Origin of the sequence: Amycolatopsis sp. NPDC049252 (genome assembly GCF_043197175.1) — a bacterium.
In the GTDB taxonomy this organism is placed as follows: Bacteria; Actinomycetota; Actinomycetes; order Mycobacteriales; family Pseudonocardiaceae; genus Amycolatopsis.
Genome location: NZ_JBICSQ010000057.1, coordinates 26,086 through 40,522, shown reverse-complemented (window position 1 = coordinate 40,522; position 14,437 = coordinate 26,086). Strand labels below are relative to the sequence as shown.

The following is a 14,437-nucleotide window of genomic DNA, read 5'->3' as shown; positions in this document are numbered from 1 at the left end:
ATGCCGCCGAGCAAAGGTCGGACACGGTATCCTGAGCTGACCAATCCAGGTGCGGATAGCCGACACGATGCTTGGTGCTCTCGACGCGCACTGCACTTCGCTCGAATGATCTCCACCCGCCACCGCTCTACTGCGACGTCGGCCTTCCAGCGCCCGACGCCTCGCCTTCGACGCGGCTCCAGGCGCTACCTCCCGCAGGCCAAGGTGGTTGCCAGGTATTGCACCGAGTCGACCGACCAGGCCGTCCGATTGCCCACGAAGAGGTCGACCAGTTCGTTCTGGCAGACGAAATCGCCGGCGAGGTCGAGGTTCGACGCCAGCCAGGACAAGGATCGGCCGTATGCCGCGTGCAGCGTGGACTGGCGGTACTCATCGTTCGGCACGTTGTAGCACAGGCACTCGATGAAGTAAGACGACAGGACCCTGGCCCGTTCGTCGGCCTCGACGTCCATCAGGTGGAGCCGCGCGTTCTTCACTGCTCGTACCACCTGTTTGAAGCGACCGCCGGTTTCGGCATCCTTCCGGTTGCCGTTCCTCAGGTGCTGCTTCGGGAAGCTGATCACGGCCGCCCCGGAGCCGTCTTCGAAGTAGATGCCTTCATCGAAGGTTTCGACACCACCCGAGGAGAAGTTCCGGTAGTGCCGATATTCGATGGCGGGAACGATGTCGGCCGGTATGCGGAACAGCGAGTCCCAATCCTGAATGTCGATGCACTTGCCACCCTCGTTGACGAAGTAGCTCTTCCGCAGGGCGGAGATCACATCCTGCTGAAACTCACGCCAGCCGAACGTCGCATTCTCGTACTTCGCGTGGAAACGTGATTCCTCCACCGACTTAAGATCCTTCACGTGCTCCTCGAAGGGCAACTTCATCTGCACCACGAGATCGACGTCGCTGTGTGCGCGGATGTTCGTCTTGTTGGCGTAGGACCCTTGAACGACGATCTCGTAGGAGTACTCGCGCAAGTGAGAGGACCGTTTCAGCGCGTCGCTGAGCACTTGCTTCGTCCACGCCGGCCACGGCGACCCCGGCCGTTCGGACCACTCGTCCAGCTGGTCAGGACACATTTCCGCGCCTCTTTCGCGAAATACGAGGCGGTTCTCCGGATCCTGGCCCCCGGTCCGGGAAGAAGAGTTCGACGTGCGAGTCGGGCCGTCCCGCTCCGTCCAGCCACCGTGCCCATTTCTCCTGGTTGCCGCCGACGATCAGCAAGACGGCCGGGGCGTCGTTCCTGGTGATCTCCGCCATGGCGGTCCGGTCGATGGCGCTCGGCTCCACCCGGTGGCGGGGGTGTGAGTGCCACATGCCGAGATAGCCGATCAGGCCCCGGCTTCGGTGTCGAAGCTGCGAGACGTGCCGGCGCTGTGTCGCGGGATCCAGGACCAGCCCCTCGGCCCACGCCGCGCTTCCCGGCGGCAGCCCGCTCACCTCGGTGATCCAGACGACCTTGGCGGCGTGGTCGACCTGGCCGAGCAGAAGACCGCCGGTTTCGCACTCCGGCCCGCGCAGTTCCCTGCTCTGCAGCACTTCCTGCCGGATGGCCGCGAAGGCGGCGGGGGCTATTCGCGCCTGGTAGCCATGGCCGGCTTCCGGCCGCACGACGTCGTTGGTCCACTGGAGCCGCTGCGCCGGCGCGCCCGGCGAGTCGCCGCTGGGAGACCGTACGACCGTCGCGTACTTCCGCGGGGTCAGGACGCCATCCGGGACCGGCAAGCCGAGGAGCGCGAGTGCGTCGGTGAACAGCTGACCGGCGAACCCGGCCAGATCCGCGGCGGAGCCGGCGAAGGTGGGATCGGAGCACCCGGGCTCCGGCTGGAACACCTCCGCGCGGGGCACGTCCGGAAGCAGGTCGTCCAGCAAGTCGCGCAGTCCGTCGTCTTCGCCCGCCGCCAGCAGCAGCTGCCGGAGGACGTCCGCCCCGGCCACTCCTGACCCAGGCAACGCGAGCGTGCCGATGCCGATCTCACAGCGGTGGCTGACCATGACGGACAGCAGCGGCGGGTTGCGGGCGCGGTCGCGCCACGTCAGCTCGAGCGCCGCGGCCACCGCGCGATTGGCCGTGGCGTCGACGACCAGGTCGGCCTCGGGCAGCCCGGCTTCGCTCCGGACGAGCTTGACCGCGTCGACCACCGAGTCCTCGATCGACACGTCGGGGGATGTCCGGCGCAGCCGCTCGCCGAGGACCTCGGCCTTGGAGAATCCGATGTCGTCGTAGCCGTACGGCTGGCGGACGAGCAAGCCGTGGTGCACGACCCCTTGGTCGACCAGCCGCACGTGCCGGGCGCCACCGCGCACGCAGAACTCGGCTATCGGAGCACCGAGGGCGCCGCAGCCCAGGACGAGCACTCGCTTGCCGTGGAGCCAGCGGGCCGGACGCCGGTGGTCACGGCGGAGGGTGATGCTCGGACGCTGGTCTTCGACTCGCATCCACCGCACCTCGCGCTCCTCAAGCCCGAAATCCGCCCACCAGGCCGCGAAGTGCGCGATCCGTCCCCGGATCGGCGAGTCGGGCCGCGCCCGGCTGCCCAGCAGGATCAGGCCCAGCGGCTCCGCGCCCGGCTGCTCGGCTCCGGCCGCCGCAGCGGCGGCCGACGCCCGGGCCCAGTCGATCAGCGAAGCGCACGCCGACGAGCCGAGCCCCTGGGTTCTCAGACCGGCCAGAAGCCCCGCAAGCTGCGTGGGGTAGTTGAAGCCGACCGGCCCCGGCAGCGCGACGACCGGGGCGAGGAAAGTGCGGCCCCGGTTCGCCTGCTCCGCTTTGACCCATTGACCGGCCTGCCTCAGGTCGAGCCACCGCCTGACCTCGTACTTGCGCCGGCCCACGCCTTCGATGACGGCACCGGCCAGCCAGATCGACTCGTCTTCCTCGAGGACCTTCGGCAAGTTCCGCCGGACGAGCAGCCGACCTGGCGAGCCGGCCAGGTTGGTGATCGGCGGGTCCCATGGCACTTCGGGGCCGGTGATCGTGCCCGCGGCGACGTGCTCGAGCCACGTCACCAACCGGGTGATCACATCGGTCATGCCGACGCCGGGGTCCCACTCGTACTGGGCCACGTACAGGCAGATCGACACGCCCCAGACCACGTGCGGCAGCCCGGCGAACCGGCGATGCTGGAGGAAAACCCGAGGTTGCTGGAGCGGGTACAGCGCGGGCACCACGATCGTCACGCGCTCGTGCTCGAGGAGGGGAACACTCGACCGGTCGGACCCGGCACCGCCGCAGTTAATATCCAGTTCGACCAGGAGCGGTCCCTCTTCCGAGGTCGGCTCACCTACCCCGACCACAGCGAGATCGCCCCCCGACGCACGGGCGAGCACCCGGAGTTCGTCGAAGGCCTCCACCTGCCCAGGCGTCCGTGAGAAGGATTTGCGGGTCATGAGCCGAAGACGGCCGGAGCTCGGGAAAGCTCGCCTCGGCGTGCCAGCCGCTCCAGTTCGCGTGACAGGGGGTTATCTAGCTCTCGCGGCGGTTCGACAGGCGCCGGTCCACGCCCGGACGGGAGGGGCTCCGGCGCCGACAGCTCGAGGGCGTCCCCCATCGGCAGTGGGCTCGCGCCAGCGATCTGGGTGCGCACCCGCACAAAGTCCGGCCGGTCGAGGAGCACCCGATCGGCGGCCGCCGGGGCCCGGCCGAGCTCGGCGCGCAGCGCACCGCACCCGGAGATCCGGCCGGTACCGGCGCACAACAGAATGCCCAGCCGTTGAAGCAGGCCGTCCAGTGTGTGGAAGTGCTGCCCGGCCTCGGCGTCGAAGCACCGCGCCAGCAAGTCGGAGACAAGTGCCGCGGCCAGCGCGGGCACATGGGCCAGCCGGATCACCAGCTCGGCCGTCGAGCCGGACTGGACAGCCGACCAGAACTTCTTGATCACGGCCGCCAGCGAGCCGAAGACGTCACAGCTCTCCGGCCGCCAAGCCGCCGCGATGACGTCCCACTCCAACTGGCTGAAGGAGTCTTTCGGCGAGCCGGCGCCCTGCCACTCCGCGTCCACGGCGGCGTCCCTCGCCCGGGGCCGCTCGCCGCCTGTGGCCGGTTCGCCGACGGTCAGCCCGGACGTCTTCCAGCGCGGCGTTTCCCCGTTGGGAGCGTCCCACCACACCTCGAGCGGCGGCGTCGCTTCGCCGGCGGTGCCACCGTCCTGGGTCGGATTGCACGTGGGGCATGTGCCACCCGCCACCTGCAGCACCACATATTCCCGCGAAACGATTTCCGCTGCGTACTCGGTGCCGCATGGCGTGCATCGGCCGGCGAATCGGGCCGTCGGCCGGCGACGGGGTCCGGTCCGCTGCGCCACCGCTGTGCGGTACGTCATCGCCATGATCGAATCTCCCGTGTCCGGAGCGCCGGGACTTCGGACCTTACCGTGACGGGAATGCGTTGGCCGGTACGGAAAATATTGTCCTCGAACTGTCAAGTCTTCGGCGATTGACCGGAGCCGTCGTCGGCGAGGGGCAGGAGCAGCCTCGGCAGGGTGCCGCGGCCGGCCTCCCGCGACCGGACGCGGATGTCGTCGTGGATCTGCTGTTCAACACCGGACGGCAGCTCCTCGTGCACCAGGTCGGCCAGCCGAGGCCGTAGCTGGACGAAGTTCTCCTGAGCGGCCGCGGAGACGAGGATCCGGGCGAGCGTCCGGGGCAGCTGCGGGACCTGACGCAGCACCTCCTGCTGGACGTCGAGCGGGCTCCAGCGGAACAGTATGCGCAGCGCGGAACGCAGCTTGTTGGCCAGCGCGTTTTCCTGCTTTTCCGACAGCTGGGCGTCGGCGGCGGCCGCGACGCGCAGCAGCACCTCGACCGCGGATTCCGGCTCTCCTTGCCGCGCGAACCTCGTGATCAGGTTGCCGAGGACCGCGAAGCTGTCGACATCGGCGGGCGCGGCCACCGCGACGGCGAACACCTCGTTGAGGTCCAGTTCGGCTGTCGAGCCACCCCGGCAGATCAGCCTCAACCAGGCGGAGCGGGCGATCCTGGCGACGTGCCCGGCCTGCCGCCCACCGCGTCCGGCCACGGCACCGGACGCCGGATCCACTTCGAACAACCGCCGCAGCATTCCGTCGACCGCACCGAACCCGGCCTTCCCGTCCAGCGCTACGTCGACGGCCAGTTCGAGGACGTTCCCGCGGGCCGCTTGGACGGTTGTGGCGCGGAAGCGCTCGGCGAGCGTCGGCTGGTCTGGGGTGTCGACCGCTCCGGCCCGGTAGAGGCGACGCCAGAGGCTGGCAGCCTCTTTCTGCTGCGTTCCGCTGCCGGCGAACAGCAGCTCGACGAGTTCACCGAGTGTCGCGGAGTAGCCGCGGAGCTCCGCGAGCAGTTCGACGTCCAGGTCGTTCACGACCTCCGCTAACGGCTGCGCGGCCTGCCGGTGCACCGAAAGTTCGACGAGCAGCCGGAGCAAGCCCGGGAAGCGGCCGAGGTGGGGCACGAGGTCGTAGCTGACGTTCTGCTGTCCGATCGGCGAAAGCTCGCCGACGTCGGCTTTCACGCGATCGAGCGCGGCCTGGGCGATGGGGTGGCCGCCGACGGCCGCCGGGATCAGCAGGCCCGACAGGCCGGCGTCGTCGAGCCAGTCGGCCACGTGTCCAGCCGGCCGGACGCCGTCGACGAGCATTGCCAGCTGCCGCGGTTCGAGCTTCGCGTCGCGGAGCGCCTGCCGGGCGGCGTGTGCTAGCCGTTGCGGGCCGTCGGCCAGGCTGTTCCCCGGCGCGGGAAGGCCGTCGAGCAGCTCGGTGACCATTGGGGCGGCGGCGACGGCTGGGGCGTCGCCGCGCGCCGCGGCACGCAGGAGCGGCAGGAATAGCCAGCCGAGCGCGAATGGGGCCGCCCCGCTCAGACCGCGCAGCCGCGTCATCGTCCTCGTGACGAGCTCCCGGCCGAGCGCACCCGTCGTGATGAGCTCGGCTAGCGCCTGCAGCCGCGCGTCGGCGAGGACGTCCCTGCTGTCCCGCTCCAGGCGCGCGCAGACGTCCTCGAGCGTCGTCAGCCACCAGTCGTCCGGGCTCGGCACGAGCTCGTCGAGCCGGGTCCGCCATTCGAGGGCCTCGATGCGCCCGAGTGCTCGGCGCATCTCCGAAGCGGCCGCGTCGTGGTTTTCCTGCGAGTGCACGATCCGGCCCCGGATCGCCGCTGCGGTGGCGGGTGATCCCAGCACCGGCCAGTTTTCGGCGACGAGTTCGACGACGCGGCAGGGCACGGCACGATGCGTCTTCCGGTCGATAGTGGCGTCGAACAGCGCGAGCAGCTCCTCTCCCGCCCACGCGGGGTTCGCCGGCGCCGCCGCAACCAGCACCCGGGCGAGCAGCAGCACCATCCCGCCGGGATCGTTCTTCCAGGACAGCACCACCACGACGCAGTCCAGCCGGCGCAACGCCGCGACGACGAAGGCCGGGCTGCGCGCGCTCAACCGTTCGAGGGCTTCCAGCACCGACTTGCGCACGGACTTGTCCCGCTGCCAAACCCGTTCCAGCATCGCGATCTGCAGGCCGGCGTCCGCCCTGGCCACCGTCGGTATCGTCTGCGCGTAACGCCGGAGGGCAGCGGTGTTGGCGATCTCGATAAGCCGCTCGGTGGTGTTGGCGAGTGCCGGCCGGTGCGCGAGAACGCCAAGCGCGATCCGCTGCAGCAGCGGCACACCGGCTTCGGCCAGGCCGGCCAGGATCTCGGCCGCGGCGTCCGCGCAGAGCGGGTCGTCGACCGCGAGGATCAGCGCCTGCTCGGCCACCGCGCCGACGAACAGATCGTCCGCGTGCTCCCGGAGGTGTCCGGTGAGGAAGTTCAGCGCGCGGACCCCGTCCCGCGCCAGCAAGCCTCTGGAGGCCGCGTACTCGAACATCGTCTGGTGGAAGAACCGGACGGCGTCACCGGAGCGGGCCAGCACGCCGCGGTGCGCGAGAGTCGTGACCTCGGCCCGGACGACCGACCGGTCGGCTTCGCCGCGAGGGTGGCGGCCGACCGCCACCTCGGTGGCCGAGTGGACCAGCAATCGCTCGCCGAGCTCGACCAGTCCGGACGCGAGCAGCGCAATCCCGGCGTTCTCGGCCGTCGAGGAGAGATCCGCGCCGTCCGCGACCGCGAGCTCCCCGCGTCGGTCCGTGTGGACCCGCCGCTCCCAGTAGGTCTCGTACAAGGTCGACACATCGTGTTCCAGCACCGGGAAATCCGGGGTGTACAGCTCGAACAGCAGGCGCAGCTTTAATGGGTTCAGCACGACCTCGCGGATGGTCAAGCCACGGGCGGACGCGCGGACGATCGTGCCGACCTTCTCCTCGGGCGAACCGGGCGGTGCGTCCGGGCAGAAGATCGCAACGTGCGCGGCCACGGCGGCCGGCAGTTCTTCGTCATCGTAGGGCCCCAGGACGACGGTGCGGAACGCCGCTGCGGGGAGTGTCCGCGCCTCTTCCGGGCGAGAGGTGACGACGAGTTCGGCACCCGCAGTGGCAATCGCGTCGCAGAGGTCGAGAAAGTCCTGGCGCTGCCGCTCGTCGTGGAGGAGCAGGTCGACCGTGTCGACGAGGTACACGGGAACGTGGCCGCGCGAGCGCGCTAGCTCGGCGGCCGCGACGAGCGCGTCGATCGTGACCCGCGGCTGGTGCCCGGCGGCGGAGGTCAGCCAGGACGAGTCGAAGAGATAGGCGTCCGTCCCGGCGCCGGCGGTGTATTCCGTGTACAACGCCCACAGGAGGCTGCTCTTGCCTTCGCCTGCCGCCCCCTGCACGAGCACCGGCTTGTCGTAACCGTCGTCCCGAAGTAGCGCGACGACCCGGGAGTGCTCGGTTCTCCGCACGTGGAGCCCGGTGCTGAGCCGGTGGCGGTCGCCGTCGATGCCTTGACCGGCCGCGACGTCGAGCTCGGTCGCGAGCCGGTCGGAGAGCAGGCGCAGGCTGTGCGCCACCGATCGGCCGGCAGCCGCCTCGAGCTCGTCGGCCTTCAGGCGAGCGCGCACCAGGGCGGCGTTCGGGTCGTCGAGCGCGTCGAAGATTTCGAAGGCTTCGAGGTACTTGAGCCGCGCTTCGCCGTCGCTCGGGTCTTGGGCGGCGAGCACGTCCCCCAGGCCCAGCAGCGTGAAGGCGAGCCCGTACCGGTCGATCGCGCGGCGAGCCGCCTCCGCCGCCCGGAAGGCGGCCACGGCTTCTTCGCGCTCCCCCAGCTTCGCGAGCACGCTGGCCAGGTTGTTGACCGCCCACGCGCGACCGTGTTCGTCACCCAGGTCGTCGAACTTGGCCACGGACTGCCGGGCGTGGTCCAGCGCCGCCGGCAAGTTGTCCAAGGCCAGGTGAATACCTCCCAGGAGGTTCGCGGCCCTGGCCTGGCCGTGCTGGAGCCCGGTCGACTCGAACAGCGAGAGAGCGGTGGTGGCGCACTGGAGCGCCGCGTCGAGTTCTCCCGCCTCGCGGTGAACCTGAGCGAGATGCAGGTTCGCCTGCGCCTCCCCGGCCGCGTCCCCCGACTCCTGGAAAGCCGTCAATGCCTCACGAAGAGCCTGTAAAGCGTCCTCGATCCGCCGTCGTTCCCGGTAGGCGACCCCGAGCCCGTCGCACAGCCAGGCCACCGCCTCGCGTTCGCCGGTTGCCCGCGCGGCTTTCAAGCCCGTTTCCTGGACCTCGATCCAGGTGGCCCACGGTTTGCGGCTGAAGAAGTACGCAGACGGCGCGAGCGCCAGCCGCCACGTCAGGTCGCGTTCGTCCTGTTCCCAGGCGGCGCGCGTCACCGCGGCGAGGTTCACGAGCTCGGTCTGGAACCACATCTCCGCGGCGGCGCCGTCACCCGGCTCGGCCGGAACGGGCGCAAAGCCCGGAAACCGCGGGCGCCAGGCGTCGAGGACCCGGTCATGGGCTTCGGCGGTCTCGCGGAACCAGCCGGCCACGCGGCGCAGCGCGGCGTACCGTTCTTCGGCGGGTTCGTCCCGGCGGGCGCACTCCGCCGCGTAGGTCCGGACGAGGTCGTGGGACCGATACCGGCCGGGGCCTGCCGATTCCAGGAGGTGCGCGTCGAGCAGCGTCCGGATGCCCGCCCGGTTGCCGGCGAGCACGTCCGCGGCGGCGCGCGAAAGGGTCGGCCCCGGGTAGGTACCCAGCAGCCGGAACGTCCGTTGCGCCGCGGCCGGCAACGCGTCGTAGGAAAGCTTGAAGGCGGCCGCCACCGATGCCGTGGTGTCGTTCGCCTCGGTCAGGGTGCCGAGCAGCTCGGCTTCGAGGTCGGCGAGGAAGTCCGCGCACTCGTCGGGTGCGGCGCCCTCCAACCGCGCGGCCGCGATGCAGAGGGCGAGCGGGTGGTACCCGCAGAGCCGGGCCAGCTCCGCGGCCAGCGGGCCGGCGGCGTCCGCGGCGTGGTCCAGCAGGGTGATCGCGTCCCCGGACGGCAGCACGTCGAGCACGAGCCGACGCGCCCCCACCTGAGCCACCAGGCTGCGCATCTCCGATCGGCTCGTCGCCAGGACACCGCACGTGGACGAACCGGGCACCAGTGGACGGACCTGGTCGGCGTTACGCGCATTGTCCAGCACCACGAGGTACCGGCGGCCGTGCAGGCAGGAGCGATAGCGCCGGACCGCACCGTCGAGACCCTTGGGGATCGACGATTCCGGCACGCCGAGATCGCGCAAGAGCCCGCCGAGCACCTCGGCCGGGTCGGCCGGCGGCCCGGCCGGGTCGAAACCCCGGAGGTCGGTGTAGAGCACCCCGTCGGGGAACCGGTCGGCCACCAGGCGTGCGCACCGCGCGACGAGCGCGGTCTTGCCGATCCCGGCCGCGCCGGTGATAAGCGCGATCTTCGGTGTCTCGTCGTCGCCGGAGAGGATCGCGTCGAGCTCGGCCAGTTCCTTCTCACGCCCGGTGAAGCGCGCATGCGTGGGCGGGAGCTGCTGGGGAGGCGGCACCGTCGGCTGGTGGTCGTGGATGTGGAGGGTGCCGATCGAGCCGGCCTGCACCACGGTGCCAGCGGTTCCGGAAACTTCGTTCCGCACCGACGGCGCCGACGGGTCCGGCACCGGAACGAGCGCCGCCTTGGCCTCGACGACGGCGGGAAGAGTCTGGTGCGGCCGCGACCACGCGAGCCCGAGGGTCGTCGCGATGAGGGCGCATTCGATGGCCGGCCCGCGCCCCGCGGTACCCAGTTCGGCGAGATGTCCGCGCAGCTCGGAAAGGGCGTCCTTGGCCAATTCCAGCCGGGCGTGCTTCGCCGGATCGCTCGCGTCCGCTTCGGCCGTCAGTTTCCCGACCTGGCGCAGGGCAAGCATCAGGTCGTCGACCTGCTGACGCAGTTCGGTTCTCGACCGCAAGGTGTGCTCGCGCTCGCCAGCGTACAAAGTTACCGATCTTCGCTCTTCACTCACCACGATCACCGGCTTGCCGGTCTCCTTGGCGTACCGCGAAGCGAAGAGGTGTCGGGTCCCGCCTGCGGTCGCGGCGATCTGCGACCGCGGTCGCAGGACCACGCGTTCCATGAGGATCGACTTCAGATCCGCGGTGACCACCGTGGCATTGTCGTTGCGCGCGGCGCGCCCGATCTCCTCGGCGGTGAGCGGGAGGTCGACCCGAAAGCCTCCTTCCACGAAGTCGGCATCCTGTTCGTCATAACCCACCACGACGGTCGTGCCGAGGCCCTGTTCACGAACGAGCTCGACACCTTCGCGCAACACGGTCCCGAAGGCCAGCAGGGCACGCAGATCCGCAGGCGGCTCCTCGCTGCTGGTCACGTCACCTCCGAACCCAGTGCGGGGTGCCGAAATTCTATGCCACGATCAACCGGGGCATCGAGTCCCTCGTGGCTTCGGCGAACATCAGGTCCCGTTCCCGGCCGGCCGGCTCCGGTCAGCCCTTGGCCATCGACGCGATGCCCCGCACGGATCGACTGCTCGTCCGCGATCAGCTGCCGCTCATCCTGCTGTCCCGGGCACGCCAGCGCCGCCGACGCCCCTGTCGCTGCCGTTCCCAAGCTGCGCACGATGATCCGGACGCCCTGTGCGCAGAGTTCGCGGGCCAGGGCGATTACGCGCTCGCCCACGTCGCCGTCGCCGAAGACACAGAGCAAGCGGTCGCCCGGCAGGGAGCATCACGTCGCGGCGAGCCAGTTCGAGCGCCGGCACCAGGTCGGTCCCGCGTGGGCCGACGCCGCCACGAGGTGGGAGGAATTCCGCGATCCGGTCGTTCCAGCTGGCGCCGCTCAGCTGGCTGTCACCGTCGGTCACCACGACCTGGGCGCCGTCCGGCCGACGCGCAGGACCGTCGGTCGAATGTGCCGCCGCCGAGGTCGTACACGAGCACGACGCAGCCGGGCCGCGCGTGACACCGTAGTGCAGCGCCGTCGCGACCGGCTCGCTGAGCAGCTCGAGCACTTCGATCCCGGCGAGCCGGGCCGCCTGGAACGTCGCCTCACGCTCCCGTGCGCCGAAGTAGGCCGGCACCGTGATGACGGCTCGGACGGCGCCGCTGTCACTTCCGCCGAGGTGACGGCGGGCGTCCTGGACCAGACTCCGCAGGATGAGGGCCGACACCGACTCCGGCGTGTGCGCCGCGTGGCAGAAGAGCAGTTCGAACCCCTCCCCATCCTGCGTTTGACCAGAGCCACGGGGTTGCCCGGATCGACCGTTGCGGCGTCAGGGGCCGCAGCTCCGACGAGTGCCGCCGTGGCCGACTCGAAGTACACGACCGACGGCGTCGTCAGCTCGCCGAGGAGGTCAGGCACGACCGTGGGCTGCCCGTCCGGGCCTGGGACCGCGACGGCCGAGAACGTCGTGCCGAGATCGTTGCCGGCGATCACACGGCTCTCCAGTCCAGGCCAGTCCACACCTGGCGCACGTGCGCGGCCCAGGACAGCGGCTCCTGCCGTCGCCGCGAGCAGCGACAGCACCACCGCGATCAGCACCACGCGGTGGTGAGGTGCGCGGGCGGCACGTCTTTGAACACGCTCACAACGCTTCCTCCGGTTCCTTGTCCGGGTCGCCGGCTCCGCCGCCGGGCCGGTCCACAGCCGGAGCCCGGCGCCGCCGGCAAACCAGCGAACGGCGTGGCCGCGACTGTGGATCGCCGGGACATCGGTGAGGCATGCGACCACGAAGTAGCGGACTTCGCCGAAGCCGCGGTCGGTCGCAAGCACGAGGTTGTCGAGGCAGGCCCGCTCCAGCCAGGCCGTGACGTTCCCCGGCGCGAGATCCCCGCGAGCGGCTGGCCGCCAGCAGGTCCGCCTTGACCACCGTGACGGCCAGCCACCGCCGATGCGTCTTCACGTCGTAGTCCGGCAGCCGCTCCGCCGTCACGTGGTCAACGTTTCGGGCGCCTGCCGCACAGTGAACGGCACACGTCGATCGCTTTTGAACTGCGCGGATGTACTGTCGGCACGTACAACGCCGATACGAGCGCAAGGCCGCCCACTTCCTGGCTTCACCCAGCTGGCCTGCGCGGTGATCTGCTACCGCCGAGCCGTCAAACTGGACCTTCTAGCCCACAACAACCCCAAATGAGATGTGGTCTTAGTGGATCGGAGGCTCCCGGGTCAGTAGTCCGGCACACACGACTGCGGTCCGGGTCGGTCGACGTCGCGCATGTGTTGATCACGGCCAGTCGAACGAGAGAGCAGGGCGCGGGCGTCCGACGATCGCGCGCGCCGCCGGCCGGAACCACTACCCATGATCACCCTGGTCACCGCGCTGAGATACGCAGCGTTTCGCGGCGTGTCGCGCGCCGGTCCGTCGACTCGCCCCCCGACGCTCCCATTAAGATGCTAGCAACCAGGGCGCATGGAGGATCAATGCTGCAGTTTTCGGAGCTGCCTGCCGACATTCGCGCCGGCCTGGTTTTCGGCCAGCTTTTGCGTGACGACGTCGAACTCGCGCGCACCCAGGGCAAGGGCGTGATCGTGGTGCTCGGCTGCGGCGGATGCCACGCATCGCTGATGACCGGCGGCGACTGGGGATCCTGGCCGATGACCGGGCGCGCGATATTCACCAACGCCGCCATCGACGGCGCGATGATCTTGGATCCGAGTCTCGAGGTCATCGTCTGCAAACACGCGACCCTAGCACCGGAAATTGCGCGCCACGCACCCGACCCTGGTGCCCGGCACGCCATGGCCGCCGGTTTCGCGGCTCAGACGAACCACCCCGTGATCGCTGTCAGCCAGGAACGCCAACTTGTCACGCTCTTCGTGGGCAACGAGCAGCTCACCCTCCGAACAAAGGCGGAGCTGCAGGCGACGGTCGAACATCAGTTGCAGCTGCTGCGTACGACTTTGACCATACACGCGCGGCGCGGCAGTTCGAGGCGCTCGATACCGGCCAGCGTCCGCACTGAGGCGGAGTCCACCGTTCAGGCAATCCAGGTCGTTTTGGCCGAGCTGGGGCCCACCGGGGATGCACAGGCCGCAGAGTGCAGGGCGATCGCTCGCGAACTTGGTCTGACGTCGGCGATTCCGGCGCCGGCGACCGAAGGCGACGCGACGCGGGGATCCGAAGAACCCGCCGTGCGGCTGCTGGGTGACGTCTACGTCGACGACAAACCGGTCACGGGGTTCGCTGCGGACATCCTCATCATGCTCGCACTCACGGACGAACGGCGCATTCCGATCCACGTGCTGCAAAGCACATTGGGAGAAGAGGGGGAACGAGCGCTCGAGCAGGGAATCGGCACCCTCCGCGAGCTCGGGCTCGAGATACTGACGCAGCGCGGCGACTGCCTCATGGAACTCGAGCTGGCCCTGGACACCGAGGAATTCGTGGCCGGCGTCCAGGATCTCCCGGATTCACCTCGGCCCGCCCAGGTGGATCGGCTGCTTTCGTTGTGGCGTGGCGATCCGACGGCGTTGCACCCGAACACCTCGGGGTACTGGCATGAGGTCTACACAGCGCGTGCCGAGCTGCTGCGCCGTATCCGGAAGATGACCGTGCACGAGCAACGCGGACTCCCCGGCCTGAGGACATTCATCACGCATTTCGCGCCCAACAGGATACCCTCGTGGGTGTCCGGCATCGCGTCCCTCAACGGCCGCGTCGGCGACCGGAAACGGGTCCTGATCGTCGAGGACCGCATGGCCGACACCTTCGTCGACGTGCTGGGGTGGCAGTACGACTGCGTACCACTGCGGTCGCTCCAGGATTGGCGCCAGTTCTCCGCCGAAGACGACTTGGACTTCGACGCCGCGCTGGTCGACCTGCACCTGACCGCCGCGGGGAACGACGCTCAGGGAGTGGAGATACTCGAATACCTACGAGACAACGGCGGCGCCCCGGCAATGCTGATCTCGAGCGCTCCCGAAGCCGGGGATATCGACGCTCTCAAGGAGAAGTACGGCCTGAGCAGAATCTACCTCAAGGCCCCGAATGACTCGGTGCCGCACCTGATAACCTCGATGGAACTGGTGATCCGCGAAGGGCGCCCTGCACTCCGGTAGATCAACTCCGCCAAAGTCCTGCCGGGAAGCTACAGATACACCGGAACGGCGGGGCAACGAC

The 14,437-nt window shown here is 69.6% G+C and carries 6 protein-coding genes and 1 pseudogene; 1 reads left to right on the top strand and 6 read right to left on the bottom strand.

Features of this window, described 5'->3' with window-relative positions; genetic code table 11:
* Nucleotides 1-185: 185 nt before the first annotated feature.
* The 6 genes and pseudogenes from ACGFMK_RS36025 to ACGFMK_RS36000 all read right to left on the bottom strand — a co-directional run.
* Nucleotides 186-998 (bottom strand): nucleotidyltransferase, encoded by an 813-nt coding sequence (locus ACGFMK_RS36025; RefSeq protein WP_392773094.1) that lies wholly within the window; start codon nt 996-998, stop codon nt 186-188.
* A gap of 58 nt (nt 999-1,056) precedes the next feature.
* Entirely contained in the window at nt 1,057-3,378 is a 2,322-nt protein-coding gene (locus tag ACGFMK_RS36020; protein ID WP_392773091.1) for a ThiF family adenylyltransferase, read from the bottom strand.
* A complete protein-coding gene (locus ACGFMK_RS36015; RefSeq protein ID WP_392773088.1) occupies nt 3,375-4,316 on the bottom strand; it encodes a hypothetical protein in 942 nt (313 codons plus the stop codon). The genes ACGFMK_RS36020 and ACGFMK_RS36015 overlap by 4 nt, the downstream gene beginning before the upstream one ends.
* 92 nt (nt 4,317-4,408) lie before the next feature.
* Entirely contained in the window at nt 4,409-10,687 is a 6,279-nt protein-coding gene (locus tag ACGFMK_RS36010; protein WP_392773085.1) for a tetratricopeptide repeat protein, read from the bottom strand.
* A 180-nt stretch (nt 10,688-10,867) separates the two neighbouring features.
* Nucleotides 10,868-11,485 (bottom strand): Hsp70 family protein, encoded by a 618-nt coding sequence (locus ACGFMK_RS36005; RefSeq protein ID WP_392773083.1) that lies wholly within the window; start codon nt 11,483-11,485, stop codon nt 10,868-10,870.
* Nucleotides 11,486-11,568: 83 nt separating this feature from the next.
* Nucleotides 11,569-11,751, bottom strand: a pseudogene (locus ACGFMK_RS36000) (Hsp70 family protein); the annotation flags it as partial.
* A 987-nt stretch (nt 11,752-12,738) separates the two neighbouring features.
* Here ACGFMK_RS36000 and ACGFMK_RS35995 point away from each other — a divergent pair.
* Entirely contained in the window at nt 12,739-14,376 is a 1,638-nt protein-coding gene (locus tag ACGFMK_RS35995) for a diadenylate cyclase (protein ID WP_392773080.1), read from the top strand.
* The last annotated feature ends 61 nt before the right edge of the window (nt 14,377-14,437 follow it).

Excerpts from the sequence above, each read along its gene's own strand:
- ACGFMK_RS35995 (WP_392773080.1), top strand. The coding sequence starts at position 12,739 with ATGCTGCAGTTTTCGGAGCTGCCTGCCGACATTCGCGCCGGCCTGGTT.
- ACGFMK_RS36015 (WP_392773088.1), bottom strand. The coding sequence starts at position 4,316 with ATGGCGATGACGTACCGCACAGCGGTGGCGCAGCGGACCGGACCCCGT.
- ACGFMK_RS36020 (WP_392773091.1), bottom strand. The coding sequence starts at position 3,378 with ATGACCCGCAAATCCTTCTCACGGACGCCTGGGCAGGTGGAGGCCTTC.